Below are 25,032 nucleotides of genomic sequence, written 5' to 3'. Positions count from 1 at the left end.
TTTCCATTATTTTATACCAGCTTCAACCAAATCGTGAATATGTAAAACTCCCTTTACATGTAAAGACTCATCAGTTATCACTAACATTTGGATTTTATGCTCTTCTATAACTTTTAAAGCATCACTTGCTAACATATACTCATCATTTAAAGTTTTTGGATTTTTTGAAGCATAATCTATGGCATAATTATCCATTGAAAAGCCATCTTCCAAAAGAGCTCTTCTCAAATCTCCATCACTTAAAACACCAACTAACTTATCTTCTTTGTTAGTTATGATTACATTTCCAAGTCTACCTTCGCTTATAGCTATAATAGCCTCTTTTAGAGGTGTTTTGTCACTTATGATTGGTAGATTTTTACTTCTCATTAAATCACTAACTTTAACAAACAATTGTTTTCCTAAACTACCTCCAGGATGAAATGAAGCAAAGTCTGATTTTTTAAAATCTCTTTTTTTCATTAAGCAAACTGCTAGGGCATCACCAAGTGCTAATGTTAGCGTAGTAGAAGTTGTAGGAGCAGCTCCAAGCGGACAAGCTTCTTTTTGAATATCAATAGATAAAAAAACATCACTATATTTACCAAGAGAGCTTTCAATACTTCTTGCCATACCAATAAGAGGTATATCAAATCTTTTTATATGAGGTAAGATTTTAATAAGCTCTTCACTCTCACCACTAAAACTAATCGCCAAAACTGCATCATCACTTCCAATCATTCCTAAATCACCATGAAGTGCTTCAGTTGGATGTAAAAAGAAACTACTAGTTCCTGTACTTGCTAGAGTTGCTGCTATTTTTGCACCTATTAGTCCACTTTTACCAACTCCAGTTACAATTAGTTTGCCTTTTGTTGACATTACTAATTCAACTGCTTTTTCTATCTCATTACCAAGTTTTTGAGCACTTCTATTAAGTTCATTTGCTTCTAATTCTAAAACTTCTTTTGCAATTTTTACTAAATTCATCTTTTTCCCTTACATCGCAAAAATCGTAGGAACGATTGTTGGATACTTTTTCATTTTTCTAAATATATGTTTTCTTACTACCTGACGAAGTTCATTTTCTAGTGCTCTTGTATTTTGCAGTAACTCTTTTTTAGCATTTATTATAAATTGATCAATAATCCCTTCCATATCCTTGCTAAAAGCTTGATCTTTACTATCAGGCACTAATCCGTAGCTAACAACTTTTGGCTTAGCTATTAACTTGTGTTCACTTGCATCAATTTGAGCCACTATCATAACAAGTCCAGAATCAGCCATCTTTTGCCTATCAATAACAACATCTGTTGAAATTTGCTCATTGATTTGATTATCAATGAATACTTTTCCAGTTTTTACAGATTTAACTTTTTTGATGTATTTACTACAAACCTCTACTTGATCACCATCGCTCATCAAAAGTATATTTCTATTTGGGATTCCACATTTTATTGCAGTTTCTTTATGTTTTGCAATGTGATTGTATTCGCCATGAACTGGTAAGAAAAATTTTGGTTTTGTTAAGCGAAGAACGAGCTTTTGCTCCTCTTGAGCAGCGTGACCACTAACATGAATTTCACTAAAATCCTGATACGCAACACTTGCTCCACTTTTTATCAAAAAGTTTAGCACTTTTGATACACTTGCTTCATTTCCTGGAATTGCTTTTGCTGAGATTATAATCTGGTCACTTGTTTTTATTTTTATATGTCTATGCTCATCAGTTGCCATTCTATAAAGTGCTGCCATTGTTTCACCTTGGCTTCCTGTTGTAACAATTAAAACCTCTTTGTCACTATATTTATTAACCTCATGAGGATCAATAAAGATACTTTTATCTAGATCAATATAGCCTAAATCAATAGCAGTAAAAAGGTTTCTCTCCATCGAGCGCCCAATAACACAAACTTTTCTGTTATATCTAAGTCCATACTCTATAGCTTGATAAACTCTATGTATATTAGAAGAGAAAGTTGACATGATGACTCTTCCTCTTGCTTTAGAAAAAATTGCATCAAATGTTTTTCCAACGGTGCTTTCGCTTCTTGTTATGCCCTCTTTGTAAGAGTTTGTACTATCACTCATCAGACATAAAACACCTTTTTCACCATACTGTGCAAAACGATGTAAATCACTAACATATCCATCAATTGGAGTATGGTCTATCTTGAAATCACCAGTATGAATAATTGTTCCAGCTTCTGTTGTGATAGCCAAAGAAGAAGCATCTATAATAGAGTGGGTGATATGAAGCCATTCTACCTTGAAATCACCAATTTTAATTACTTTTCTCTTTTCAACTGGACGGAAATACTTCTTATGAGCTTTTAATCCATGTTCATCAAACTTATTTGATATCATTCCAAGTGGCAATGGAGTTGCATAGATTGGAAATTGCATCTCTTTAAAAAGATACGGTAATGCCCCTATGTGATCTTCATGCGCATGGCTTATTACAATAGCTTTAATTTTTTTCTTGATTGTTCTTAAATATGTAAAATCTGGTATTAGTATATCAACTCCATGCATATCTTCTGTTGGAAAACTCATCCCAACATCTAAAATAATTGCGCTAGTATCAGTCTCAAATACACAAATATTCCCGCCAATTTCACCTAAACCACCTAGTGGAGTTATGCGGATTTTTGCATCACCAGAATTGATTTGGTTAAACTTTTGAAGTCTATCTTTGTGCATTTTTTGATTTGCCTCTATTGCACGACGCATATCATTTTGCCACTTTTCATTGCCTTCTAGTGTACTTTGTTTGTCTTTTGCACTTTGAAACTTTTGCCTTTTACTGTTCTGTTTTTTAGGCTGGTTGTTGTTTTGTTTTGCTTGTTGATTTTTGTTTGCTCGTGGTTTGTTAGCTACCTGTTTTTTCCCAGTTTGTTGAGCATTATTAGCTTTTACCTCTTGTTTCTTTTTCTCTTCCATCTTTGTACCTTAATTCGTTAAATAATAGATGATGAGACGAGACGCTTAGCTCATGAGGTCTTATAGATTCTTTGTATTCATACTTTGCCAATATAGATTTTGCTTTTGCTTTATCTACCCAAGCAGAAATATTTTTTAGCCATGTTTTTCTAGGAGCACTAAAGGCATATCTTAGATAAATTTCAAATTCATCTAAATCATCTTGGCTCTTAAAAATTCCATCGCTTCCTATAAAGTTTTTCTCTTTTTCAATTTTTAAAACAGATGAAACCACTTTTGGTTGAGGCTCAAATGATTCAGGGAAAACATCAAATAGAATCTCAGCTTTTGCAATACTGCCAGCCAAAATTGCCAATGATGTAAACTCTTTTGTCTTATGAGGTGCACTAAATTTTTTAGCAACCTCTTTTTGAATCATTACGACCATACTCTTGCACAGTGGGTCTTTTAGAGCTCTTAAAATAATAGTCGTAGCTATATAATACGGCAAATTTGCAACCAAGTCATATGGTTCATTTGCTAAGCTACCACTACTAAATTTCTCTAGTACATCACCTTGCACTAGAGTTAAGTTTTTTTCATCTATTTCTTTAGAAAATTTTTCTTTTAGATAAACACATAAATCTGTATCTACCTCATACGCTACTACAGGTTTAACCTCTAGTAACTTTTGCGTCAAATCACCTAAGCCAGGTCCAATTTCGATAAGTTTTCTATCATTTTTGGGCATCGCTTGGATGATTTTATGAAGGACTGATGTATCTTGTAAAAAATTTTGTCCAAATTTTTTCTTTGCTTCTATCATCTTTACTCTTTACAACTGACCTTACGCACTATATATCGTGCGTAAGGTCAGTTTAAATTTGGCTTGATTTTATCTAAACTTTACTTAGATAGTCATTATAGGTAAATTTTCAGCAGATTTTTGGGGCTATTTTTGTATCATAAGGTCATAGAAAATTTGGAGAAAATTATGAATAAAAAAACGAGTTTTGCTAAAAGAATTATACCTTGTTTAGATATCAAAGATGGAAGAGTTGTAAAAGGTGTTAATTTTGTAGGACTCAAAGATGCTGGTGATCCAGTAGAAGTTGCAAAAAGATATAATGACGAAGGTGCAGATGAGATAACATTTTTAGACATCACTGCAACTCATGAAAAAAGAGACACCATCGTTGATATACTAGAAAAAGTAGCAAAAGAAGTATTTATTCCTCTAACAGTTGGAGGAGGCATCAGGACTCTTGAAGATATTTATAGACTTTTACATGTAGGATGTGACAAGATAAGCATAAATTCTCATGCTATTAAAAATCCTGATTTCATAAACGAAGCTTCTATAAGATTTGGCTCATCCACCATAGTTGTTGCTATTGATGCTAAAAGAGTAGGGGATAGCTGGAATGTATTTATAAATGGTGGTAGAATTGATACTGGACTTGATGCTCTTGATTGGGCTAGGGAAGTTCAAGAAAGAGGTGCTGGAGAGATACTTCTAACTTCAATGGATTGTGATGGTGTAAAAAACGGATATGATATTGAACTTACTTCAAAAATGAGTAAAATGCTAGATATTCCAGTAATTGCAAGTGGTGGTGCTGGAACAATGGATCATATAAAAGAAGCTTTTTTAAATGATGCAGATGCAGCACTTGCAGCTAGTATTTTTCACTTCAAAGAAATAGATATCATGGATTTAAAGCGATACTTAAAAGAAGAGGGGGTAGCTGTTAGATTATGATAGTTTGTGCTGGAAGAAATGAGATATTTGATTTTGCAAAACCTATTGGAGTTGGGTTAGTAGAAAGTAGTATAAATCTTACGAAATTAATTATCTCAAATAAACCTGATTCATTTTTATTTGTAGGAAGTGCAGGAAGCTATGGAAAGCATAATATCTTTGACATTATTCATTCAAAAACAGCTTCAAATATAGAACTTGGATATCTAGAAAACAAATGCTATACACCACTTAAAAATACAATTAGCACAGATAATCTAGATAATGTTCCACGTGAAACAAAAAACATCATAAACTCATCTAACTATATAACAACAAACAAACATAGTTCAAATGAGTTTTTAAAGTTAGGTTTGAGTGCTGAAAATATGGAATTTTTTTCAATCGTTAGTGTAGGGCGTGAGTTCGGTATACCAGTATCTGGAATCTTTATTATAACTAACTACTGTTATGAAAATGCTCACGAAGAGTTTATTTCAAACCATACAAAAGCAAAACAATTACTAACACAATATACAAAGGATTACCTTGCAAAAAATTAATATACTTGACTTTTCAAAAGAAGAATTATCACAAATCATTAAACCATCTTTTAGAGCGAAGCAAATTTATCAGTGGATATATCATAAGTATGCAGATAAATTTGAAGATATGAAAAATCTACCGAAGCAATTAAGAGATGAACTAGAAGAAAAATATACTTTAAAACCACTAAAAATTGTCAAAGTGGAAACTAGTAGTGATGAGAGCAAAAAATATCTTTTTAGATTGCATGACGGATACACTGTTGAATCAGTTTTACTTCCTATGAAAAAAGAGGAAATTGATGAAGATGGAAAAAGGATACATCACACAAAATATACTATATGCATATCTTCTCAGGTAGGATGTAAAATAGGTTGTAGCTTTTGTTTAACAGCAAAAGGAGGCTTCAAGCGAAATTTAACACCAGGAGAAATTACTTCTCAAGTTTTAGAAATAAAAAAAGATAATAATATAGCTCAAGAAAGAAGAGTAAATATAGTATATATGGGTATGGGTGAACCACTTGATAATATAAAAAATGTATCAAAAGCAGTTAAAATCTTTTCTGATTTAGATGGTTTAGCAATAAGCCCAAGAAGGCAAACAATTTCGACTAGTGGATTAAGTAGTCAAATAGAAAAATTAGGAAAAATGGATCTAGGAGTTCTTTTGGCAATTTCACTACATGCAGTTGATGATGAATTAAGAGAAAAGTTAATGCCAATTAACAAAGCTTACAATATAGAATCAATTATAAATGCAGTAAAAAACTTTCCAATAGATGCAAGAAAAAGAATAATGTTTGAGTACTTAGTCATGAAAAATGTAAATGATGATATAAAGAGTGCTAAAAAATTAGTTAAACTTTTACATGGAATAAAAGCAAAAGTAAATCTTATCTATTTTAATCCTCATATAGGAAGCGAGTTTGATAGACCTAGTACTAAAGATGTTCAAGCATTTCAACAATACTTAATAGACCATGGAGTATTATGTACTATTAGACAATCAAAAGGACTTGATATAAGTGCAGCTTGTGGGCAGCTAAAAGAAAAAACGGATATGGAATTAAAGGATCAAGAATGACAATGTTAGATTGGGGACAAGTTGCATTTTTAGCTGTTGTAGTTATAATTGGCGTTGGGGGGATGATAAAAGTTTTATTTATGGACAAGAAGGATAGTTAGGTACTTAACTAACTATCCACTCTTTTTTTACTAAAACTTTTCCACCCTCTAGTATCTCGCCAACAAATTTATCTCCACTTTTTACTGCGCCAACACCTTTAGGAGTTCCACTCATAATGATATCTCCATCTTCTAAACTCATAAAGCTTTGAATTTCGTCTAAAATAGTTTTTGGCTTATACATCATAAGTTCAACCCCACCATCTTGTACAAGCTCATCATTTATGTACAATCTTACATGTAAAGAACTTGCATCTTCAAAATCTACAAAATCACTAAATAATGCTGCGCCATCAAAAGCTTTAGCTCTCTCCCAAGGAAGACCTTTTTCTTTTAATTTTGATTGTATTTCTCTTTTTGTTAAGTCAAGTCCAACAGCAACCCCCTTTAAACTGTTGTTTTCAACTAAAAAAGAAATTTCTGCTTCATAGTGGATTTTGTCTTTACATGTAGAGAGTATATCAGAAATAGAAGAGTTTGGTTTGAGAAAAATTACCATAGAAGTAGGGACTTCATTTCCTAGCTCTTTTATATGTTCTACATAGTTTCTTCCTACACAAACAATTTTACTCGGTTTAACTTTCTTTTGATTGTAGTTTACACTTTTCATAAAAATCCTTCTGTATATCAATATCTGATATTATATCATACTCTTTATCTTTATAGTCAAATTTTATCCTACTAGCATGAAGCATTAACCTTGATGCTTTTGTTACTTTTAGTCTCTCATCATAAGAAACTTCTTTGCTTAAAAATCTATCTGCAAAATCCTCATCAACTCCATAGAGTGTATCTCCAAGAATATTATGTTTCACGTGGAACAAATGAGCTCTTATTTGATGTTGTCTACCTGTTTTTGGAATTGCTTTTACCAGTGTTACATCTAGTTTATCATCATACTTTATAGGCACAATATTTGTAATTGATTTTTTTCCTCGTTCATCTACATGTACTTTTATTTTTATTTTTGAAGTTTCTGAGCCAACTTTTAACTTTGCATCAATTTCCAATGGCTTTTCTATTTTACCCACCACTAAAGCCAAATACTCCTTATGCACTTTTTTATCTTCAAAAAGTTGTTTTAATTCTATTTCGCTTTTTTTGTTTTTTCCAACTATAACCAATCCGCTCGTTTCTTTATCTATCCTATGTGCTGCATTAGCAGTATCTCCAAAAAGATATTTTATATCATCATTTAGTGTTTGTACTTCTTCTCTTTTTCTTGGATGAACTAGTACTCCACTTGGCTTTTCAAAAACTGCAAAATCTTCAGTTTCAAAAACTGGTTTAAGTCCCAAAGGATTTGGCTCAAAAACAACAACTTCAATCTCCCCAAAAACTTCTGCACTTTTGTTTTCAAAAAGTTTTCCATCTACAAATACTCTTTTTCTATCAATTAGTCTTTGAGCTTTATGAACTGATATATTTAATTCATCCATCAATATTCTTAAGATTTTTTTTTGTGTTTTTTGAAAAAACTTTTTTGTGACATATGCCAAAACTGATTAACCTTTTTATAACAATTTTTTAGATAAAATCTATATCTTATATAAAGAATTAGAGCAATTCAAATTTAAGTTTTATATCAACTTTTATCGGTTCTTGGGACGTTTGTTTGTGCAAGGACGCACAAATAGTCTAAAGCCTCGGAAAAAATGCAAGGATGCATTTTTGAGAATGAGATAAAAGTTGATATAAAACTTAAACTTGAATTACCCTAATATAATAATAGAAAATTATAACATAAATACTTCACAAGGATAACAAATGGTAGAGAGATATGCTAGAGAAGAGATGAAAAAAAACTGGACACAAGAAGCAAGATATCAAGCATGGCTAGATGTAGAAAAAGCTGTAGTCAAAGCTTGGAATAAACTTGGACTTATCCCTGATGAAGATTGTAAAAAGATAGTAGAAAATGCAAAGTTTAGTGTTGAAAGAATAGAAGAGATTGAAGCAGTTACAAAACATGACCTCATAGCTTTTAACACAAGTGTTAGTGAAAGCTTAGGAGAAGAGAGCAGATGGTTTCACTATGGAATGACAAGCAGTGATGCTGTTGATACTGGTGTTGCTCTTCAGATGAAAAACTCTCTAGAAATTATCATAGAAGACACTAAAATGCTTATGGAAAGTATCAAAAAAAGAGCATATGAACATAAGATGACATTGATGGTAGGAAGAAGCCACGGGATACATGGAGAACCAATTACTTTTGGATTAGTACTTGCTGTTTGGTATGATGAAATGGCGAGACATCTTAAAAACCTTGAAGAAACAATGGAAGTCATTGCAGTTGGCCAAATAAGCGGCGCTATGGGTAATTTTGCTCATGCTCCACTTGAACTTGAAGAGTATGCAATGGAAGAGTTAGGACTAAAACCAGCTCCTGTTTCGAACCAGGTAATCCAAAGAGACAGATACGCAAGACTAGCAACAACACTTGCTCTTCTAGCTTCTAGTATAGAAAAGTTTGCAGTGCAAGTAAGACATTGGCAAAGAACTGAGGTTTATGAGTGTGAAGAATTTTTTGCAAAAGGGCAAAAAGGAAGCTCTGCTATGCCTCATAAAAGAAATCCTATATTAACTGAAAACATAACAGGACTAGCAAGAATCATAAGGGCTTATGCAAATCCAGCAATGGAAAATGTAGCTCTTTGGCATGAAAGAGATATAAGCCATAGCAGCACAGAGAGATTTTGGCTACCTGATAGTTTTATAACAACTGATTTTATGCTTCATCGCATGAATAATGTCATTGCCAACCTAACCGTAATGCCAGAAAATATGATGAAAAATTTAAATTTGACTGGTGGTTTAGTATTTTCACAAAGAGTTCTTCTTGAACTTCCAAAAGCTGGGGTAAGTAGAGAAGATGCATATAAAATTGTTCAAAGAAATGCCATGAAAGTTTGGGAAGAAATCCAAAAAGGAAAACCTAGCATTAATGAAAAAGGTGAAAGCCTATATCTAAATCATTTACTAAATGATAAAGAATTAAGAGAAAAATTGAGCGAAGAACAGATAAGAGAGTGTTTTAATTATGATTATTACACAAAAAATGTTGATAAAATTTTTACAAGAGTATTTGGAGAATAAATGATAACTGTACAAAAAAGAAATGGAAGAACTGAAGCATTAGATATCTCAAAAATTCAAAAGCATACTAGCCGTGCAGTAGAAGGCCTTGAAAATGTAAGTCAAAGCGAACTTGAAGTTGATGCAAAGATTCAATTTAGAAATATGATAACAACAAAAGAGATTCAAGCAACACTTATAAAAACTGCTGTTGATAAAATAGATATTGATAGACCAAATTGGACATTTGTTGCAGCTAGACTTTTTTTATATGATTTATATCATAGAGTTAATCAATACAGTGGGTATTCTCATTTAAGAGAGTATTTCCAAAGAGGAGAGAAAGAAGGAAGACTTGTTTTAGGATTAAAAGAAAAATATGATTTAGATGATTTAAATGATTATATAAAGCCTGAAAGAGATTTACAATTTAACTATCTTGGAATGAAAACTCTATATGATAGATATCTTTTAAAAGACAAACAAGGAAATCCCATAGAACTACCACAACATATGTTTATGGCAATAGCAATGTTTTTAGCTCAAAATGAATTGAACTGTCAAGATTGGGCTAAAAAGTTTTATGACTTGATTTCAAAATTTGAAGTCATGCTTGCAACTCCAACCCTCTCAAATGCAAGAACACACAGACACCAACTAAGCTCATGCTATATTGGAAGTACTCCTGATAATATTGAAGGCATATTTGATAGCTACAAAGAGATGAGCTTACTTAGTAAGTTTGGTGGAGGAATTGGTTGGGATTGGAACCTTGTTAGAAGTATGGGGGGAAGCATTGATGGACACAAAAATGCTGCTGGAGGAATTATCCCATTTTTAAAAATAACAAATGATATAGCAATAGCAGTTGATCAGTTAGGAACAAGAAAAGGTGCAATTGCAGTTTATATTGAGCCTTGGCACATGGATATAGCTGACTTTTTGGATTTAAAGAAAAATTCTGGAGAAGAAAGAAGAAGAGCTCATGATTTATTCCCTGCTCTTTGGATCAATGATTTGTTTATGAAAAGAGCAGAGGCTGATGAGATATGGACACTTTTTGATCCTTGTGAAGTAAATGATTTATCTACACTTCATGGTGAGGAATTTGAAAAAAGATATGTAGAGTATGAAAACGATCCAAATATAGCAAAAGAAAGAGTAAAAGCTAAAGAGTTATGGAAAAAGATTTTAACTGAACTTTTTGAAACAGGAAATCCATTTTTATGCTTTAAAGACAATGCAAATAGAGTAAATCCAAATGATCATACTGGTTTTATTAGAAGTTCAAATTTATGTACAGAAATTTTTCAAAATACTGAGCCAAATCACTACAAAATAAAAATAGTTTATGAAGATAAAAGTGTAGAATTATATGAAGAGAGTGATTTAGTCAAAGTAGATAGTGGTATAGAAAAACCAGCAAAAAAAATAACTGCTCTTGATAGTATAAATGGCAAAAAGATTTTCATAGTTGAAAAAGAGATGATTGAAGGCAAAACTGCTGTATGTAACCTTGCGAGTGTAAATCTTTCTAAAATAAATACAAAAGAGGATATTGAAAGAGTTGTGCCAATTGCTATTAGGATGCTTGATAATGTAATCGATTTGAACTTTTATCCTCATGCAAAAGTAAAAAATACAAACCTAAAATCTCGCTCTATAGGTCTTGGAGTTATGGGTGAAGCTCAAATGCTGGCTGAACATGGTATAGAGTGGGGAAGCTATGAGCATTTTAGTAAAATTGATGAAATTATGGAAGCTATTAGTTACAATGCTATCAATGCATCATCAAATTTAGCAGTAGAAAAAGGAAAATATCCTGAATTTGAAGGCTCAAAATGGAGTAGGGGAATTTTCCCAATAGATGTTGCAAACGAAGAAGCTAAAAAGCTAGTAGATAGAGGTGGTCTTTTTGGATACACATACAATTGGGAAGATTTACGAAAAAAAGTAAAAGAATTTGGTATGAGAAATGGATATCTTATGGCCATTGCACCAACAAGTTCAATTTCTATACTGGTAGGAACCACCCAAGCAATTGAACCTGTTTATAAAAGAAAATGGTTTGAAGAAAATCTATCTGGAATGATTCCTGTAGTTGTTCCAAATCTAAGCCCTGATACTTGGAGCTACTATACTCCAGCATATGAACTAGACCAAAGAGTACTAATAAAAGCTGGAGCAATCAGACAAAAATGGATAGACCAAGGACAAAGTTTAAATATATTTATAACTCTAGATAAAGCAAGTGGGAAATACTTAAATGACATATATATGCTAGGGTGGAAACTAGGAATTAAATCTACATACTACCTAAGAAGCCAATCTCCAGAGAGCAAGATTGATGTTGCAGATAGAAGTATGGAGTGTGAAGGTTGCCAATAGGCAACTTTCTTTTATTATTGATTGAGGATAAATTATGGCTGGTATAGTTGATTTAAAATTATTGCTAAAAGAGATGCACCCAATTTTAGATGAAACTGATTATGTTTTTTGTACAAAAAAAACTTCAAAAATAACCAAAGATATCATAGACTTAGAGCCAATTGGAACATTTATTGAAAAAGAGGGCATAACCCTAATAATCAAAAAAGAAAAAGCAGATGCAAATAAAATTGCATATGATGGTGTGTTTAATAAAATCACATTAGAAATACACTCTAGTTTAGAAGCTGTTGGATTAACGGCTACATTTTCTAAAGCATTGACATCTTATAATATATCTGCAAATGTAGTAGCTGGTTACTATCATGATCACATATTTGTACCAAAGAATAAAGCTAATTTAGCTATGAAAGCCCTAAAGGAACTTAGCAACTAACATTACTCACTACATATGGTTTTTCATGATTTGTAAAGATATGCTATATATGTTAAAATAAGGGCACCTCTAATAACCCTAAATGGTCTCAGCTTTTCATAGAGAGTTGTAATCAAGGCAGATGTTCTTCAGTGTAGCCATAGCTACATTGAAGGTTATCTAACGCCGAGTACTACTCTCTATGAAAAGCCCTACGGGAGGGATAAAAAAAGCGATCTTGCAAAAAACTTTTTATCACCGTAGCTACGGCTACACTTCAAAAAAGATTTTTTACAATCTCATCTTTTTTCTTCCCTCTGGGACCTTTTAGGGTTTTTAGAGGTGCCCATAAATAAAAAAGGATATTTATATGACATATAAAGCTTTACATGTAGAAGAGATTGATGGTAAATTTACTAAACAAATCAAAGAATTACCTCTAGTTGATTTGGACAAAAACGATATACTTGTAAGAGTAAAATATAGCGCTCTAAATTTTAAAGATGCATTAAGTGCAAGTGGCAATAAAGGAGTTACTAGAAACTACCCTCACACACCTGGAATTGATGCAGCTGGTATTGTTGAGCGAAGTAATTGTGATGACATAAAAGTAGGTGATGAGGTTATTGTTACTAGTTTTGATTTAGGAATGAATACAAACGGAGCATTTAGCGAGTATATAAGCGTTCCAAAAGAGTGGATTGTACCACTTCCTGATACTCTTAGCCTAAAAGAAGCTGCTGCAATTGGAACTGCTGGAATAACTTCTGCTATTGGTGTTTATAAACTAATAGCAAATGGAGCGAAAAAAGCTGATAGTATTTTAGTTACAGGTTCTAGCGGAGCTGTTGGAAGCTTTAGTGTAAAGCTACTATCTCATCTTGGATTTGAAGTAAGTGCTCTTAGTAGAAAAAGCGATAAAGTAGAATTTCTAAAAAAACTTGGAGCTAGTAAAGTAGTAGATAGCATAGAAAAAAACCCTAAAAGACCGCTTTTAAAACCTGTTTATGATGGGTGTATTGATGTTGTTGGAGGAGAGCTTTTAGAAGAAATCCTAAAACAAATAAAACCAGAAGGAAGTGTTGCTATATGTGGATTGGTAGGCTCGCCATCTTTAAATACAACAGTTTTTCCATTTATTTTAAGAGGTGTTAATTTACTTGGAATTGATTCTGCAGAATTAAAAAGTGAACAAAGAATCAGTATATGGAACATGCTATCAAACGAATGGAAAATAAACCTTGATGATTTGATTCACGAACACACACTAGAAGAGTTACCAAAACTCATTGATGATATGCTAGCAGGCAATAGCAGTGGAAGAGCTGTTATAAAAATAGACTAATCTTGTTATATGGAGTAAATTTAACAATTTACTCCATAACTTTTTTGTTACTATTATCTTTATATTATTAAAATAAAAAAAATAATGTATAAATTTTTAACATTTCATAAAAAAAATTATTCATATCGAAAAAGTACTCTTGATTAGGCTCTTTTAACAAAGTTAAACTTTATAAAAATTTTTAACTTAATTATATATTTATTTATATTTTTTAAGTTTATATTTTTAATTAGCTTATTATAATCGTTTTTATAGTATCTATACCTTTTAAGTAATTTTTGCTATTTTTGCTATTTCTTAGTTGTGACAAAACTGTTACGCACTTATTTTTAAGTTTTAGTTTAAATTTCATTTAGTATAATCGCACTAAATTAACCCCCAAAACAAATAGGAAAGTTATGCTTACTAAAATACTAAAACGAGATGGCTCAACTGAGGATTTTCAAGCTTTTAAAATAGAAGATGCGATTAAAAAAGCTTTTAAAAGTGTTAGAGTAACTTATGATGAAAGCGTATTTAAAAATGTTATGAGTGTACTAGACACAAAAAGAGTAGCAGCAGTTGAAGATATACAAGATTTGATAGAACAAGAACTTTATAAAGCAAGATATTTTGATGTAATGCGCTCATTTATGATATACAGACACACTCACAAAATGCAAAGAGAACATGTAGCAGGGCTAAATGAGGATACTACTTTTGTAAATTCAACTCAAACGATAGAAGAATATATCGGTGGAAGCGATTGGCGAATAAAAGCAAATTCTAATACTGGATATTCAAACGCCGGACTTGTAAATAACACAGCAGGTAAAATCATAGCAAATTACTGGCTTGATAAAATCTACTCAAAAGAAGAGGGCTTTGCACATAGAAATGGAGACTATCATATACATGACCTTGATTGTTTAACTGCTTATTGTGCGGGATGGAGTCTTCGAGCGCTTCTAAATGAAGGATTTAATGGTGTTAGAGGAAGAGTTGAATCTCGCCCGCCAAGACACTTTAGAGAAGCACTAGGTCAAATGGCAAACTTTTTAGGAATACTTCAAAGTGAGTGGGCTGGTGCTCAAGCATTTAGCTCTTTTGATACATACCTTGCTCCTTATGTTTTTAAAGACAATTTATCATATAAAGAGATAAAAAAAGCTATAAGAAGCTTTGTATACAACTTAAATGTTCCAGCTCGTTGGGGACAAAGTCCATTTACCAATATAACAATTGACTGGACAGTACCTACTGATTTGGCTGGTCAAATTCCTACATGTAATGATATTCACCTTTTTAAGGGCATTGAAGATAAAAAACTCTTAGAAGAAGCAAAAAATAGAGGTGCTAACTCTTTAGAAGAGATGACTTATAAATATTTTCAAAAAGAGATGAACCTCATAAATAAAGCATATTACGAAGTTATGACTGAAGGTGATAAAACAGGCCAACCTTTTACTTTTCCAATTCCTACTGTTAATATAACAGAAGATTTTGATTGGTATGGAGAAAATACCGATATACTTTTTGAGAATACAGCAAAGATTGGATCATCTTATTTTCAAAACTTTATAGGAAGTCAATACAAAAGAGATGAAAATGGAAACTTAGTAGAAGATCCTGATGCTTATAAACCTGGCAATGTAAGAAGTATGTGCTGTAGATTGCAACTTGACTTAAGAGAGTTGCTAAAAAGAGGTGGAGGACTTTTTGGAAGTGCTGAGATGACAGGAAGTATTGGAGTAGTAACTCTAAATATGGCTAGACTTGGTTATCTTCACAAGAGTGATGAAAAAGCACTTTTTGACAAGATAGAATATCTTATGGATTTAGCAAAATCTACTCTTGAGAAAAAAAGAGTATTTGTTCAAGAGATGTATGAAAGAGGACTTTATCCATATACAAAAAGATATCTTCCTGGATTTGCAAATCACTTCTCAACCATTGGTATCAATGGTGTAAATGAAATGATAAGAAATTTTAGTGATGACAAACATAATATAGCAGATGAATATGGAATGGAACTTGCTAGTAAAATCATAGAGTTCATGCGAAAAAAAATGGTAGCATATCAAGAAGAAACTGGTAATTTATATAACCTAGAAGCAACTCCAGCAGAGGGTACAACTTATCGTTTTGCTAAAGAAGATAAAAAAAGATTTCCTGATATAATCCAAGCAGGAAGTGGAGAAAATATCTACTATACAAACTCTACTCAACTGCCTGCTGATTATACAGCTGATCCTTTTGAAGCACTAGATTTACAAGATGATTTACAATGCGCTTACACTGGAGGAACAGTACTTCATTTATATATGAAAGAAAGAATTAGCTCAGTTGAAGCTTGTAGAAAAATGATAAAAAATGTAATAACAAATTATCGTATGCCATACCTTACAATCACTCCTGTTTTTTCAGTGTGTGAAAAACATGGCTACATTAGTGGAGAACATGAATTTTGTCCAATGTGTGATGAAGAATTGATAAAACAATATGAAAAGGAGTTAGAAGATGAGTAAAGAAGAAGTACTCAAGAAGCTAGAAGACAGAAGAACAAAGTGTATAGTTTACACTAGAGTTATGGGTTACCATCGCCCTGTTGAGAGTTTCAACATAGGTAAAATTGGTGAACACAAAGAGAGAGTAAAGTTTGAAGAAAAACTTTCTTGAGCATAAAAGTGCATTTGACATAACCAAATTTACTACGCTTGATTTTAAAGATCATTTAGCATGTATAATTTGGTTTGCCAAATGCAATATGCGTTGCCCTTACTGCTACAACAAAGAGATTGTTCTAGGTGAGGGCAAATATACAAACCAAGAGATTTTGGATTTTTTAAAAACAAGAATAGGTCGTCTTGATGGAGTTGTTTTAAGTGGTGGAGAGTGTACATTAAATCCACACATAATTGAACTTTGTGAAGAGATAAAAGAGCTTGGATTTGATATAAAAATAGATACAAATGGATTAAACCCAAATGTGATAAAAGAGCTTATTGATTTTAATCTAGTTGATTTTATATCACTTGATTATAAAGCGCCTGCTTATAAATTTAATGATATAACAAAAAATAAACATATTGAACAATTTTATAAAACACTAGATTTACTCATAGAAAAAAACTTCCCTTTTGAAGCAAGAACAACTGTTCACCCTGATTTAATCAATGAAGAAGACATAAATAACATCATAAAAGATTTAACAAAAAGAAAATACAACAACACTTACTACATTCAAAACTATCTACATGTAGAAGACACAATAGGAGAGACAAACCCTCCTACTGCTATTTTAGATAAATCAAAACTATCACAAGAACTACAAATAGAGTTTAGGAATTAATCCTTCTTAGGGATAGTTATCTTTAAAACTCCATCTTTATAATCACTTTTTAATTTACTTGCATCTGCATCATTTGGGAGGGTTAATACCCTTGAAAAAGAGCCAGAAAAGATCTCTTTATAGATGTAGTTATCGCTTTTTTTACTGTTGTCTTTTGAAGTTTTTGCTTCTACTTTTAGCTGGTTGTCTTTTACATCTATATTTATGCTATTTTCATCACTTCCTGGTATATTTAGGTTTAATTCGTACTTATCACCCAAATCTTTTAAATCAAGTGCTGGTGAAATGCTCATATCTTTAAAAAATTTCTCAAATTCAGGAATTGTCGCAAAATTAGAACTCATAGAATTAAATAGCTTATCCATTTCTTTTTGCATTTTTATCATATCTTCAAATGGATTAGCTCCTTGAAACTTATCTAAAGGAAGCTTAGACGAATCTATCACATGTTGGGCAATTACAGGCTCACTTTTTTCATTTAATTTATATATATAATACCCCTGTAATCCTACAATAAGTACAAGAAGTGCAACAATCGCATATAATATATTTTTATAACTTTTCATGGCTCCCTCCTTAAAATAAGTACTTAAGCTCTACATGTAGAGCTTATTTTATACTTATAACTTTTGCTTTTTTAGATTCTTCTTTTTCGATTTCTATGTATAATCTTCCATCTTCAAACTTAGCTTTTATACTATCTTTGTTAATTCCATCAGGAAGAACAAATACCCTAGAAATCTTTCCAAAGTGACTGCTTAGAAGATAATAATCTTCTTCTTTAACCTCTTTTTTCATGTGTCTTACGGCATTTACTTGAAGATATTTATCTTCAACTTTTAACTCAATATCCTCTTTTTTTACACCTGGCAAATCAACTTCGATGTTGTAAACATCAGAATTTTTTTTACCAAAATTCGCGAAAGGAAGATGACTTGCAACATTTGTAAAAATTTCTTTTGTCTTCTCTAAACCCTTCTCAAATTTTTCTTCAATTTTTGAGCTTATGTCATTTGTACTTTTTACAATATCCATGTCACACCTCCTAGAAAATTTTTATTTAATTTTTATCTTTTTAGGTTGGTCTTTTATAACTTCTTGTTTTGGAATCTTGATTTCAAGAACTCCATTTTCACTGTTTGCTTCAATCTTATCGACATCTACATTTTTTGGTAGAGTAAAACTTCTTATAAATTTTCCATAACTGCTTTCTACCTTGTAGTAAGAGTCTTCACTAATCTCATCTCTTACTTTTCTCTCTCCACTTACTGTTAAAACATTGTCTTTAATATCTATTGAGATATCATCTTTTTTAATTCCTGGTAAATCAATCTCGATGTGATAAGCATCTTTTGCCTCTCTTGAGTTTACTGATGGAACAAAAGAAGATATACCAACTTCACTTCCTTGACCTTCTAACTCATTCATAATTGAGTTCATATACTCAAAACCTTTTCTTAACTCTCTTAATTCTCTCATTGGTTCAAATCTTGTTAATAACATGATATTCCTCCTTCAAAGCAATATTTCTTAGTCTTATTGACTTAACTTTGATGAAATTTTATCATGGAAGAAAAAAAAGTTTTGCTACTTTAGTTGCATTACTCTAAAAAATTTAGTTTCTTTATCAATTTTTGTATATCTTTGATGATAATTTGTTTTCGTTTTACTTCTATCGCATTGTCTTCTTTTAGCTCATTTATATGTCTATCTACAACATGTCTAACAGTCCCAATAAGACTAGCGATTTCAGTTCTTGAGAGGTTGTGAAGTAGTGATTTTACTCCATTTGGTGTGATGTTTTTTAAAATCAATTTTATTAAACGCTCTGAAGTACTATAAAGCGAAAGATCAGTTGCTAACTCTTCTACGCTTCTCATCTGTTTTGCTAAATATGGAAAGAAAATTTTGTTGAAAGTTGGGTTTGTTCCTATCCACTCTCTAACTTTTTTAACAGGAATCCTAAGAGCTTCTCCATCTTCTAAAATTTCACTTATTACGTCGTGAGGTTTTCCATCAAGTAAGCTGATTGTATCGTACATATCTCCTAAGGTAAGTATAAAAATTGTTTGCTCTTTTGCGTTTTCTAGATTTATTTGATATATTTTTACTTTTCCACTTAAAAATATATAAAAATTTTTCATAGCATCTTCAGCATTGAAAACATACTCACCTTTTTTAAAAGATATCAGTTCTGCGTGTTTGTTAATCTCATCTTTTAGTGAATCATTTAGGTTGTTAAATATTTTTACTTCATATTGTTTCATAATAACAATTATATATAATTTTAGATAAAATAAAATAAAAGACACAGCAAAATGAAACTTACAGAAGTTTACTTCGTGCTTTCTCGAAGAGAGTGATTGCTATGCAACCGTTTTACTTCACAAGAGTCGCGGGGAATTTTTGCTGGACTTGTTCAGTAAAAAGGGGACAATTAAATGAACAGAAAAAGAATATATAACCCAAATTCAAATGAAAATTTAAATGAAAGAAGGGTATTTGGTGGAAATCCTCATGGAATTCTTAATTTTACAAAAGCAAAATATACTTGGGCTTTAAATCTATGGGATATGATGGAAGCAAATACTTGGTTTCCAAAAGAAGTTGATACAACAAAAGATGTGATTGATTACAACAAAAATTTAACAGATGCAGAGAAAAGAATGTATGATTTAGTTTGGTCTCAGCTAATTAGTATGGATAGTTTTCAAACAAATAATTTAGCTGATAACATCAATCCTTATATTACAGCTCCTGAAATCAATGCCTTACTTGCAAGACAAGCTTACGAAGAAGCAAATCACTCAAAAAGTTATGCAGTTATGGTTGAAGCCATTTGTGATAATACTGATTTAATTTATGAGATGGAAAAGCATGATGATGTTTTAAGACGTAAAAATGATTACATTTCTAGTGTTTATGAAGAATTAGCTGGAGATGTAACAGATGAAAAACTTGTTTTAGCTATGTTTGCAAACCAAATCTTAGAAGGTATTTACTTTTATGCAGGCTTCACTGCAATCTATGCTCTAGCTCGTGCAGGAAGAATGTTAGGAAGTGCTCAAATGATTAGATTTATCCAAAGAGATGAGATAACTCATCTACTACTTTTTCAAAACATGATAAATTCTGTTAGAAAAGAAAGACCTGAGCTTTTTACAGATGAGCTTAAAGCTAAAGTTTTTGACATGTTTAAAAAAGCAGGAGAGCTAGAGATTGAGTGGGGACAATACATAACTCAAAATCAAGTTATGGGATTTACTGATGATATCATTGAAGAATACATTCACTACCTAATTGATGAGCGATTAAGTGCTGTTGGATACGAAAAAATGTACAATGCAAGCCACCCTATAAAATGGGTTGATGACTTTTCAAAATTTAATGAACAAAAAACAAACTTTTTTGAAGGAAATGTAACTAACTATTCAAAAGGAAGTCTATCTTTTGATGACTTTTAATCCTACACTTGTTGCACTTCAATTTAACTACGAAAACAGGAGTCTTGAAGAAAATTTCAAGACTCTTTTAAGACTTATCAAGCTAACAAAAGAAGATTCTATCATACTTGCACCTGAGCTTTGTCTTAGTGGATACAAATATGATAGCCTAGATATATCAGCCCAGTTTAGCAAAGAAGCGATACCAAAACTATTAGAGCTATCTAAAGATAGAACTTTAGCTTTAACACTAATCGAAAAAGAAAATGACAAATATCTAAATAACCTATATATATTTTCTTATGGAAAAATAGTACAAAAAAGAGCAAAAGCAAAACTTTTTCCTCTAGGAGATGAGCCAAAATATTTCACAAGTGGGAAAGAAGAAGAGATACAAACAGTAGAAATAAAAGGAATAAAAATTGCTACACTCATATGTTTTGAGTTGAGATTTACCAAGCTTTGGGATAGAATATCTGGTGCTGATGTTATCTTGATTCCGTCTTTTTGGGGAATGCCAAGAAAAGAGCATCTAAAAGCACTTAGCACAGCTCTTGCTATAGCAAATCAAGCCTTTGTAATAGTTTCAAATAGTAGTGATGAAAGCATGGCTAGTAGCAGTGGCATAATAACTCCCTTTGGTGATATTTATAGGGATGATTCATCTTTTATCATCAAAAAAAATTTTGACTCAAGAGAAATAAAAAAAATGAGAAGATACGTGAATATAGGACTATAATGAGTGATTTTAGTAGTAAAATAAAACTTCAAAAATGCAAAAAAATGGCTGATGAGATAAAAAAAGTAATTCACTTGGATGATGAGGTATACAAAGCAATTTGTTTAAGCGAAAGAGAGCATTTTGTGCCAAAAGGATTTATAAGACATGCATATAAATTAGAAGCTTTACCAATGGTTGCAAACCAATGGATAAGCTCTCCTTTAACAGTTGCTAAAATGACTCAAGCCCTAAAACCAAAGGGAGCTGATAGTGTTTTAGAAATTGGTTGTGGAAGTGGTTATCAAGCAATAGTTCTAAGCAAAATCATAAGAAGAGTTTTTACGATTGAAAGGATTGAGAGATTACTTTTAGAAGCTAAACAGAGATTTAAAGACTTAAATATATACAATATTCACACAAGATTTGATGATGGTCAAAATGGATGGAGAGAATTTGCACCATTTGATAGAATTCTGTTTTCTGCTTCAACTCCAAAAGTTCCAGATAAAATCTTTGAACAATTAAAAGATGGAGGTATTTTAGTAGCTCCCATTGAAAAAGGTGAAAAACAGATAATCACAAGATACAAAAAGACAAATAACACTCTACATGTAGAAGAGTTAGATGATTGCCTTTTTGTACCTGTCAAAGATGGTAAATCTTTTTAAACTATACTAATTTGTTTGATAAGAAGTTGAGGTGTTACAAGTCCTCTGTAAGTGTTTTTAGAAACACTAAATACAAGCTCAACCCTGTCTCCTCTTCTTATATCCACATCATAATTAAAAAATAAAGACTCAATAGAGTGATTTTCTTTTTGAAGTATAAGCTTCAAATGCCTTCCGTCTCTACCTATGATTTTATCAACCTTAACCATAGCATCTTTAAGTATAAAATTTGGTTTTGGATTTTTTTGTCCATATGGCTCAAACTCTTCTAAAATCTCTAAAAGCTCAAAATCTATATCTTTTAAACAAAGCTCTCCTAAAACATCACTTCCAGCTTCAAGTTCTTTTGGGGTTAAGTTTTCACAAGCTTTAATCATTTGACTTTTAAATTTTGGTAGCATTTCTTTTTTCAAAGCAACTCCAGCAGCCCCTTTGTGTCCTCCAAAACCTAAAAGTAAATCTTCTTGAGATTGAATCAAAGAAAGTATATCAATTTCACCAACACTTCTAGCACTTCCTTTTGCAAAATCATCTTTTATAGAAAATACAATAGCTGGTTTTTTAAACTTTTTAGATAATCTTGATGCTACTATCCCAATAACACCTTCATGCCAATCTTCGCCCCAAACTACGATGATATTTTCATCATCACTTATTTGTTCTAGTGACGCTTCAAATAGAGCTTTTTCTTCATCTTTTCTACTATTGTTTAGATGAACTATGTATTCTAGTTTATCCATAGCATCTTCAAGGTTTGTTGATTTTAAAAACTCATAAGAATAAATTGCATCTTCCATTCTGCCTGAGCTATTTATGAGTGGAGCTATAAGAAAAGAGATATCATCTCCTTCTAAAATATCTTTTCCAAAATACTCTTTTATAGCAATGAAAGGAATTCTGTTTGAGCAATTAAGAGCTTTTATACCTCTTAGGACCATTACTCTGTTCATATCTTTTAATTCCATCATATCAGCTATAATTGCCACACTTAAAAGGTCTAAAAATTTAGAAAGATCATAAGTTTTGAGCCCTAGTTTTTCTTTTAAAGCAGCTACTAAATACCACGCAACTTGAGCTCCACAAATCTCACAATTTGGAAAATCACAATCATCTTGTTTTGGATTTACTATTGCATAAGCATCAGGAACTTCTGAAGGTACGGTATGGTGGTCTGTAATAATTAAATCTATACCTTTTTCTTTACAATGCTGTGCAGCTTCAACTGCACTTATGCCATTATCAACTGTGATGATTACATTGGCGTCTACTTTTTTTACTATCTCAGGATTTAATCCATATCCATCACTAAATCTATTTGGGATTATCAAAGAGTAAGAAACATCAATATCATCAAAAAATTCACTTAAAATTACTGACGACACTACTCCATCAACATCGTAATCACCTACTATAACAATGCTTTCATTATTGTTTATAGCCTCAACTATCCTAGAAGATGCTTTAGATATATCTTTAAATGATTTTGGGCTAGGCATTTGCCCCAAACTTTTACATGTATCATCTTTAAATCTATTTGCTAATATATTCCTTACATCTTCTTTACTTAGTAACCTACCCATCTTTATTTGATTTTAATGCTGCATCACAAAAAGAGAGTAAAACTCTATTTGGCGCAGTTAATCTTGAAGTAAATTCAGGATGAAATTGAACAGCTAAAAACCATGGATGATCTTTGATTTCAACAACTTCAATCAATCCATCACTCTCTCCACTTACTATCATCCCAGCTTTTTCAAAAGCATCTCTGTAACTTGGATTTGCTTCGTATCTGTGTCTATGTCTTTCGTGTATAACTTTTTTGCCCTCATAAACCTCTCTTAGAAGTGAACCAGCCTTTGTATCACATCTGTAAGAGCCTAATCTCATAGTTCCACCAAGCGGGCTTGTATGAGTTCTTACTTGTTTGTTTCCTGAAGCATCTAAAAAGTTATCTATGAGATAAACAATAGGTGATTTTGTATCTTTATCAAACTCAACTGAAGTTGCATCACTTATGCCTAAGACATTTCTTGCATACTCAATAAGACTCAACTGCATTCCCAAACAAATTCCTAAAAATGGGATTTTATTTTCTCTTGCATATCTAATAGCATCTATTTTACCTTCAACACCTCTGTGACCAAAGCCACCAGCTACTAAGATGCCATCTACATCGCTTAAAAACTCTCCAGCACCTTTTTCTTCTATATCTTCTGAATCAACCCATTTTAGATTCACTTTTGCATCCAAATGAGCTCCAGCATGGATAAAAGATTCAGTCAAAGACTTGTATGCCTCTTTCAAATCAAGATACTTTCCAACAAATCCTATTGTAAGCTCACTTCTAGGAGCAATTACCCTTTTTACCAAAGAATCCCACTCATCCATGTTTGGTTTAAGCTCACCCAAATCTAAAATTTCTGCAATTGGCTCTAGTATATTTTCTTTTTGAAAATTCAATGGCACTTTATAGATTGTTCTAGCATCACTTGATTCAATCACAGAGTTTCTCTCAACTCCACATGAAAAAGCGAGTTTATTTTTTAACTCTTTTGGCAGAGGTTTTTCACTTCTACAAATCAAAATATCAGGACTAATTCCAATTCTTCTTAATTCTTGAACAGAGTGTTGTGTTGGTTTTGTTTTTAATTCGCCTGCAACTTTTATATAAGGAATCAATGTTAAGTGAATAAACATGGCTCTTTTTCTTCCCACTTCACTTCTTAAAGACCTAATAGCTTCTAAAAACGGAAGTCCTTCTATGTCTCCAACAGTTCCGCCAATTTCAACGATTAAAATATCTTTTCCCTCTCCAGCTTTTTTAATCCTATCAGCAATTTCATTTACGATATGAGGGATAACTTGAATAGTTTTTCCAAGATAATCTCCTCTTCTTTCTTTTTCAATTACTGAAGAGTAAACTTTTCCTGTTGTAAAGTTGTTGTTTTGAGATAAATCTTCATCTAAAAATCTCTCATAATGCCCTAAGTCTAGGTCAGTTTCAGCTCCATCATTAGTTACAAAAACCTCTCCGTGCTCAAGTGGACTCATAGTTCCTGGATCAACATTGATGTATGGATCTGCTTTTAATATACTAACTTTTAATCCGCTATGTTTTAACAAAGTTGCTATACTAGCAGCCGCAATTCCCTTCCCAAGCGAGCTTAACACTCCACCTGTTACAAATATATATTTTGTCTCTTTTTTGCTCATGTGACTATATCCCTGTATTTTTTTATTATATTATATCAACAATAACATAATAAAG

The 25,032-nt window shown here is 31.9% G+C and carries 24 protein-coding genes; 13 read left to right on the top strand and 11 right to left on the bottom strand.

Annotated features, from left to right (window positions below; translation table 11 throughout):
• Positions 1 to 6: 6 nt before the first annotated feature.
• The 3 genes from ACKGJI_RS00280 to rsmA are packed head-to-tail and all read right to left on the bottom strand — an operon-like array spanning position 7 to position 3,727.
• Entirely contained in the window at positions 7 to 969 is a 963-nt protein-coding gene (locus tag ACKGJI_RS00280; RefSeq protein ID WP_458700576.1) for a KpsF/GutQ family sugar-phosphate isomerase, read from the bottom strand.
• 9 nt (positions 970 to 978) lie between these two features.
• A complete protein-coding gene (locus tag ACKGJI_RS00275) occupies positions 979 to 2,922 on the bottom strand; it encodes a ribonuclease J (protein WP_458700575.1) in 1,944 nt (647 codons plus the stop codon).
• Positions 2,888 to 3,727 (bottom strand): 16S rRNA (adenine(1518)-N(6)/adenine(1519)-N(6))-dimethyltransferase RsmA, encoded by an 840-nt coding sequence (gene rsmA, locus ACKGJI_RS00270; RefSeq protein ID WP_458700574.1) that lies wholly within the window; start codon positions 3,725 to 3,727, stop codon positions 2,888 to 2,890. The genes ACKGJI_RS00275 and rsmA overlap by 35 nt, the downstream gene beginning before the upstream one ends.
• A 168-nt stretch (positions 3,728 to 3,895) precedes the next feature.
• On the opposite strand from rsmA, the gene hisF reads away from it, so the two are divergent.
• From hisF to rlmN, 3 genes are read left to right on the top strand one after another with little or no spacing between them, the layout of a single operon-like run.
• Complete coding sequence (hisF, locus tag ACKGJI_RS00265) at positions 3,896 to 4,663, top strand: imidazole glycerol phosphate synthase subunit HisF (protein ID WP_458700573.1); 768 nt, start codon at positions 3,896 to 3,898, stop codon at positions 4,661 to 4,663.
• Positions 4,660 to 5,205 (top strand): phosphorylase family protein, encoded by a 546-nt coding sequence (locus tag ACKGJI_RS00260; protein ID WP_458700572.1) that lies wholly within the window; start codon positions 4,660 to 4,662, stop codon positions 5,203 to 5,205. Before hisF ends, ACKGJI_RS00260 begins: the two co-directional genes overlap by 4 nt.
• Entirely contained in the window at positions 5,192 to 6,274 is a 1,083-nt protein-coding gene (gene rlmN / locus ACKGJI_RS00255; protein WP_458700571.1) for a 23S rRNA (adenine(2503)-C(2))-methyltransferase RlmN, read from the top strand. The genes ACKGJI_RS00260 and rlmN overlap by 14 nt, the downstream gene beginning before the upstream one ends.
• A 105-nt stretch (positions 6,275 to 6,379) precedes the next feature.
• Here rlmN and ACKGJI_RS00250 read toward each other — a convergent pair whose 3' ends face one another.
• Positions 6,380 to 6,985: a fumarylacetoacetate hydrolase family protein gene (locus ACKGJI_RS00250; protein WP_458700570.1), complete on the bottom strand. Its 606-nt coding sequence runs from the start codon at positions 6,983 to 6,985 to the stop codon at positions 6,380 to 6,382.
• Complete coding sequence (locus tag ACKGJI_RS00245) at positions 6,951 to 7,874, bottom strand: RluA family pseudouridine synthase (protein ID WP_458700569.1); 924 nt, start codon at positions 7,872 to 7,874, stop codon at positions 6,951 to 6,953. Before ACKGJI_RS00245 ends, ACKGJI_RS00250 begins: the two co-directional genes overlap by 35 nt.
• A 268-nt stretch (positions 7,875 to 8,142) precedes the next feature.
• Between ACKGJI_RS00245 and purB the strand changes: the two genes are divergently transcribed.
• From purB to ACKGJI_RS00210, 7 genes are all read left to right on the top strand, one after another.
• Positions 8,143 to 9,474, top strand: a complete 1,332-nt coding sequence (purB, locus tag ACKGJI_RS00240) for an adenylosuccinate lyase (RefSeq protein ID WP_458700568.1) — start codon at positions 8,143 to 8,145, stop codon at positions 9,472 to 9,474.
• 3 nt (positions 9,475 to 9,477) lie between these two features.
• Positions 9,478 to 11,841 (top strand): ribonucleoside-diphosphate reductase subunit alpha, encoded by a 2,364-nt coding sequence (locus tag ACKGJI_RS00235; RefSeq protein WP_458701667.1) that lies wholly within the window; start codon positions 9,478 to 9,480, stop codon positions 11,839 to 11,841.
• 34 nt (positions 11,842 to 11,875) lie between these two features.
• The gene (locus ACKGJI_RS00230) at positions 11,876 to 12,277 is read left to right on the top strand and encodes an ACT domain-containing protein (RefSeq protein ID WP_458700567.1); all 402 of its coding nucleotides are present in this window, start codon (positions 11,876 to 11,878) and stop codon (positions 12,275 to 12,277) included.
• A 349-nt stretch (positions 12,278 to 12,626) separates the two neighbouring features.
• Positions 12,627 to 13,601, top strand: coding sequence for a YhdH/YhfP family quinone oxidoreductase (locus tag ACKGJI_RS00225; RefSeq protein ID WP_458700566.1), 975 nt, complete (start codon positions 12,627 to 12,629; stop codon positions 13,599 to 13,601).
• A gap of 398 nt (positions 13,602 to 13,999) precedes the next feature.
• Positions 14,000 to 16,108, top strand: a complete 2,109-nt coding sequence (locus tag ACKGJI_RS00220; protein WP_458700565.1) for a ribonucleoside triphosphate reductase — start codon at positions 14,000 to 14,002, stop codon at positions 16,106 to 16,108.
• Positions 16,101 to 16,259 carry an anaerobic ribonucleoside-triphosphate reductase gene (nrdD, locus tag ACKGJI_RS00215; protein WP_458700564.1) on the top strand — a complete coding sequence of 53 codons (159 nt, stop codon included), beginning with the start codon at positions 16,101 to 16,103 and terminating at the stop codon, positions 16,257 to 16,259. The genes ACKGJI_RS00220 and nrdD overlap by 8 nt, the downstream gene beginning before the upstream one ends.
• Positions 16,240 to 16,932 carry an anaerobic ribonucleoside-triphosphate reductase activating protein gene (locus ACKGJI_RS00210; protein WP_458700563.1) on the top strand — a complete coding sequence of 231 codons (693 nt, stop codon included), beginning with the start codon at positions 16,240 to 16,242 and terminating at the stop codon, positions 16,930 to 16,932. Before nrdD ends, ACKGJI_RS00210 begins: the two co-directional genes overlap by 20 nt.
• Here ACKGJI_RS00210 and ACKGJI_RS00205 read toward each other — a convergent pair.
• From ACKGJI_RS00205 to ACKGJI_RS00190, 4 genes are all read right to left on the bottom strand, one after another.
• Positions 16,929 to 17,498, bottom strand: coding sequence for an Hsp20/alpha crystallin family protein (locus tag ACKGJI_RS00205; RefSeq protein WP_458700562.1), 570 nt, complete (start codon positions 17,496 to 17,498; stop codon positions 16,929 to 16,931). The genes ACKGJI_RS00210 and ACKGJI_RS00205 overlap by 4 nt on opposite strands.
• A 43-nt stretch (positions 17,499 to 17,541) precedes the next feature.
• Entirely contained in the window at positions 17,542 to 17,967 is a 426-nt protein-coding gene (locus ACKGJI_RS00200) for an Hsp20/alpha crystallin family protein (protein ID WP_458700561.1), read from the bottom strand.
• A 21-nt stretch (positions 17,968 to 17,988) separates the two neighbouring features.
• The gene (locus ACKGJI_RS00195; RefSeq protein WP_458700560.1) at positions 17,989 to 18,435 is read right to left on the bottom strand and encodes an Hsp20/alpha crystallin family protein; all 447 of its coding nucleotides are present in this window, start codon (positions 18,433 to 18,435) and stop codon (positions 17,989 to 17,991) included.
• Positions 18,436 to 18,533: 98 nt separating this feature from the next.
• Positions 18,534 to 19,199 carry a Crp/Fnr family transcriptional regulator gene (locus ACKGJI_RS00190; RefSeq protein ID WP_458700559.1) on the bottom strand — a complete coding sequence of 222 codons (666 nt, stop codon included), beginning with the start codon at positions 19,197 to 19,199 and terminating at the stop codon, positions 18,534 to 18,536.
• 174 nt (positions 19,200 to 19,373) lie between these two features.
• On the opposite strand from ACKGJI_RS00190, the gene ACKGJI_RS00185 reads away from it, so the two are divergent.
• The 3 genes from ACKGJI_RS00185 to ACKGJI_RS00175 are packed head-to-tail and all read left to right on the top strand — an operon-like array spanning position 19,374 to position 21,764.
• On the top strand, positions 19,374 to 20,396 hold the full coding sequence (locus tag ACKGJI_RS00185; RefSeq protein ID WP_458700558.1) for a ribonucleotide-diphosphate reductase subunit beta: 1,023 nt from the start codon (positions 19,374 to 19,376) through the stop codon (positions 20,394 to 20,396).
• Complete coding sequence (locus tag ACKGJI_RS00180; RefSeq protein WP_458700557.1) at positions 20,386 to 21,114, top strand: carbon-nitrogen hydrolase family protein; 729 nt, start codon at positions 20,386 to 20,388, stop codon at positions 21,112 to 21,114. Before ACKGJI_RS00185 ends, ACKGJI_RS00180 begins: the two co-directional genes overlap by 11 nt.
• The gene (locus ACKGJI_RS00175; protein WP_458700556.1) at positions 21,114 to 21,764 is read left to right on the top strand and encodes a protein-L-isoaspartate(D-aspartate) O-methyltransferase; all 651 of its coding nucleotides are present in this window, start codon (positions 21,114 to 21,116) and stop codon (positions 21,762 to 21,764) included. The genes ACKGJI_RS00180 and ACKGJI_RS00175 overlap by 1 nt, the downstream gene beginning before the upstream one ends.
• On the opposite strand, the gene recJ is transcribed toward ACKGJI_RS00175, so the two are convergent.
• The gene (gene recJ, locus ACKGJI_RS00170; protein WP_458700555.1) at positions 21,761 to 23,344 is read right to left on the bottom strand and encodes a single-stranded-DNA-specific exonuclease RecJ; all 1,584 of its coding nucleotides are present in this window, start codon (positions 23,342 to 23,344) and stop codon (positions 21,761 to 21,763) included. The two genes, ACKGJI_RS00175 and recJ, sit on opposite strands and share 4 nt — an antisense overlap.
• Positions 23,337 to 24,977: a CTP synthase gene (locus ACKGJI_RS00165; protein WP_458700554.1), complete on the bottom strand. Its 1,641-nt coding sequence runs from the start codon at positions 24,975 to 24,977 to the stop codon at positions 23,337 to 23,339. Before ACKGJI_RS00165 ends, recJ begins: the two co-directional genes overlap by 8 nt.
• Between the last annotated feature and the right edge of the window lie 55 nt (positions 24,978 to 25,032).

The organism is Sulfurospirillum sp. 1307, from assembly GCF_054408545.1.
This window is presented reverse-complemented; position numbering and strand designations above follow the sequence as displayed.

Excerpts from the sequence above, each read along its gene's own strand:
- ACKGJI_RS00280 (WP_458700576.1), bottom strand. The coding sequence starts at position 969 with ATGAATTTAGTAAAAATTGCAAAAGAAGTTTTAGAATTAGAAGCAAAT.
- ACKGJI_RS00275 (WP_458700575.1), bottom strand. The coding sequence starts at position 2,922 with ATGGAAGAGAAAAAGAAACAAGAGGTAAAAGCTAATAATGCTCAACAA.
- rsmA (WP_458700574.1), bottom strand. The coding sequence starts at position 3,727 with ATGATAGAAGCAAAGAAAAAATTTGGACAAAATTTTTTACAAGATACA.
- hisF (WP_458700573.1), top strand. The coding sequence starts at position 3,896 with ATGAATAAAAAAACGAGTTTTGCTAAAAGAATTATACCTTGTTTAGAT.
- ACKGJI_RS00260 (WP_458700572.1), top strand. The coding sequence starts at position 4,660 with ATGATAGTTTGTGCTGGAAGAAATGAGATATTTGATTTTGCAAAACCT.
- ACKGJI_RS00250 (WP_458700570.1), bottom strand. The coding sequence starts at position 6,985 with ATGAAAAGTGTAAACTACAATCAAAAGAAAGTTAAACCGAGTAAAATT.
- purB (WP_458700568.1), top strand. The coding sequence starts at position 8,143 with ATGGTAGAGAGATATGCTAGAGAAGAGATGAAAAAAAACTGGACACAA.
- ACKGJI_RS00230 (WP_458700567.1), top strand. The coding sequence starts at position 11,876 with ATGGCTGGTATAGTTGATTTAAAATTATTGCTAAAAGAGATGCACCCA.
- ACKGJI_RS00225 (WP_458700566.1), top strand. The coding sequence starts at position 12,627 with ATGACATATAAAGCTTTACATGTAGAAGAGATTGATGGTAAATTTACT.
- ACKGJI_RS00220 (WP_458700565.1), top strand. The coding sequence starts at position 14,000 with ATGCTTACTAAAATACTAAAACGAGATGGCTCAACTGAGGATTTTCAA.
- nrdD (WP_458700564.1), top strand. The coding sequence starts at position 16,101 with ATGAGTAAAGAAGAAGTACTCAAGAAGCTAGAAGACAGAAGAACAAAG.
- ACKGJI_RS00205 (WP_458700562.1), bottom strand. The coding sequence starts at position 17,498 with ATGAAAAGTTATAAAAATATATTATATGCGATTGTTGCACTTCTTGTA.
- ACKGJI_RS00200 (WP_458700561.1), bottom strand. The coding sequence starts at position 17,967 with ATGGATATTGTAAAAAGTACAAATGACATAAGCTCAAAAATTGAAGAA.
- ACKGJI_RS00195 (WP_458700560.1), bottom strand. The coding sequence starts at position 18,435 with ATGTTATTAACAAGATTTGAACCAATGAGAGAATTAAGAGAGTTAAGA.
- ACKGJI_RS00190 (WP_458700559.1), bottom strand. The coding sequence starts at position 19,199 with ATGAAACAATATGAAGTAAAAATATTTAACAACCTAAATGATTCACTA.
- ACKGJI_RS00185 (WP_458700558.1), top strand. The coding sequence starts at position 19,374 with ATGAACAGAAAAAGAATATATAACCCAAATTCAAATGAAAATTTAAAT.
- ACKGJI_RS00180 (WP_458700557.1), top strand. The coding sequence starts at position 20,386 with ATGACTTTTAATCCTACACTTGTTGCACTTCAATTTAACTACGAAAAC.
- ACKGJI_RS00175 (WP_458700556.1), top strand. The coding sequence starts at position 21,114 with ATGAGTGATTTTAGTAGTAAAATAAAACTTCAAAAATGCAAAAAAATG.
- recJ (WP_458700555.1), bottom strand. The coding sequence starts at position 23,344 with ATGGGTAGGTTACTAAGTAAAGAAGATGTAAGGAATATATTAGCAAAT.
- ACKGJI_RS00165 (WP_458700554.1), bottom strand. The coding sequence starts at position 24,977 with ATGAGCAAAAAAGAGACAAAATATATATTTGTAACAGGTGGAGTGTTA.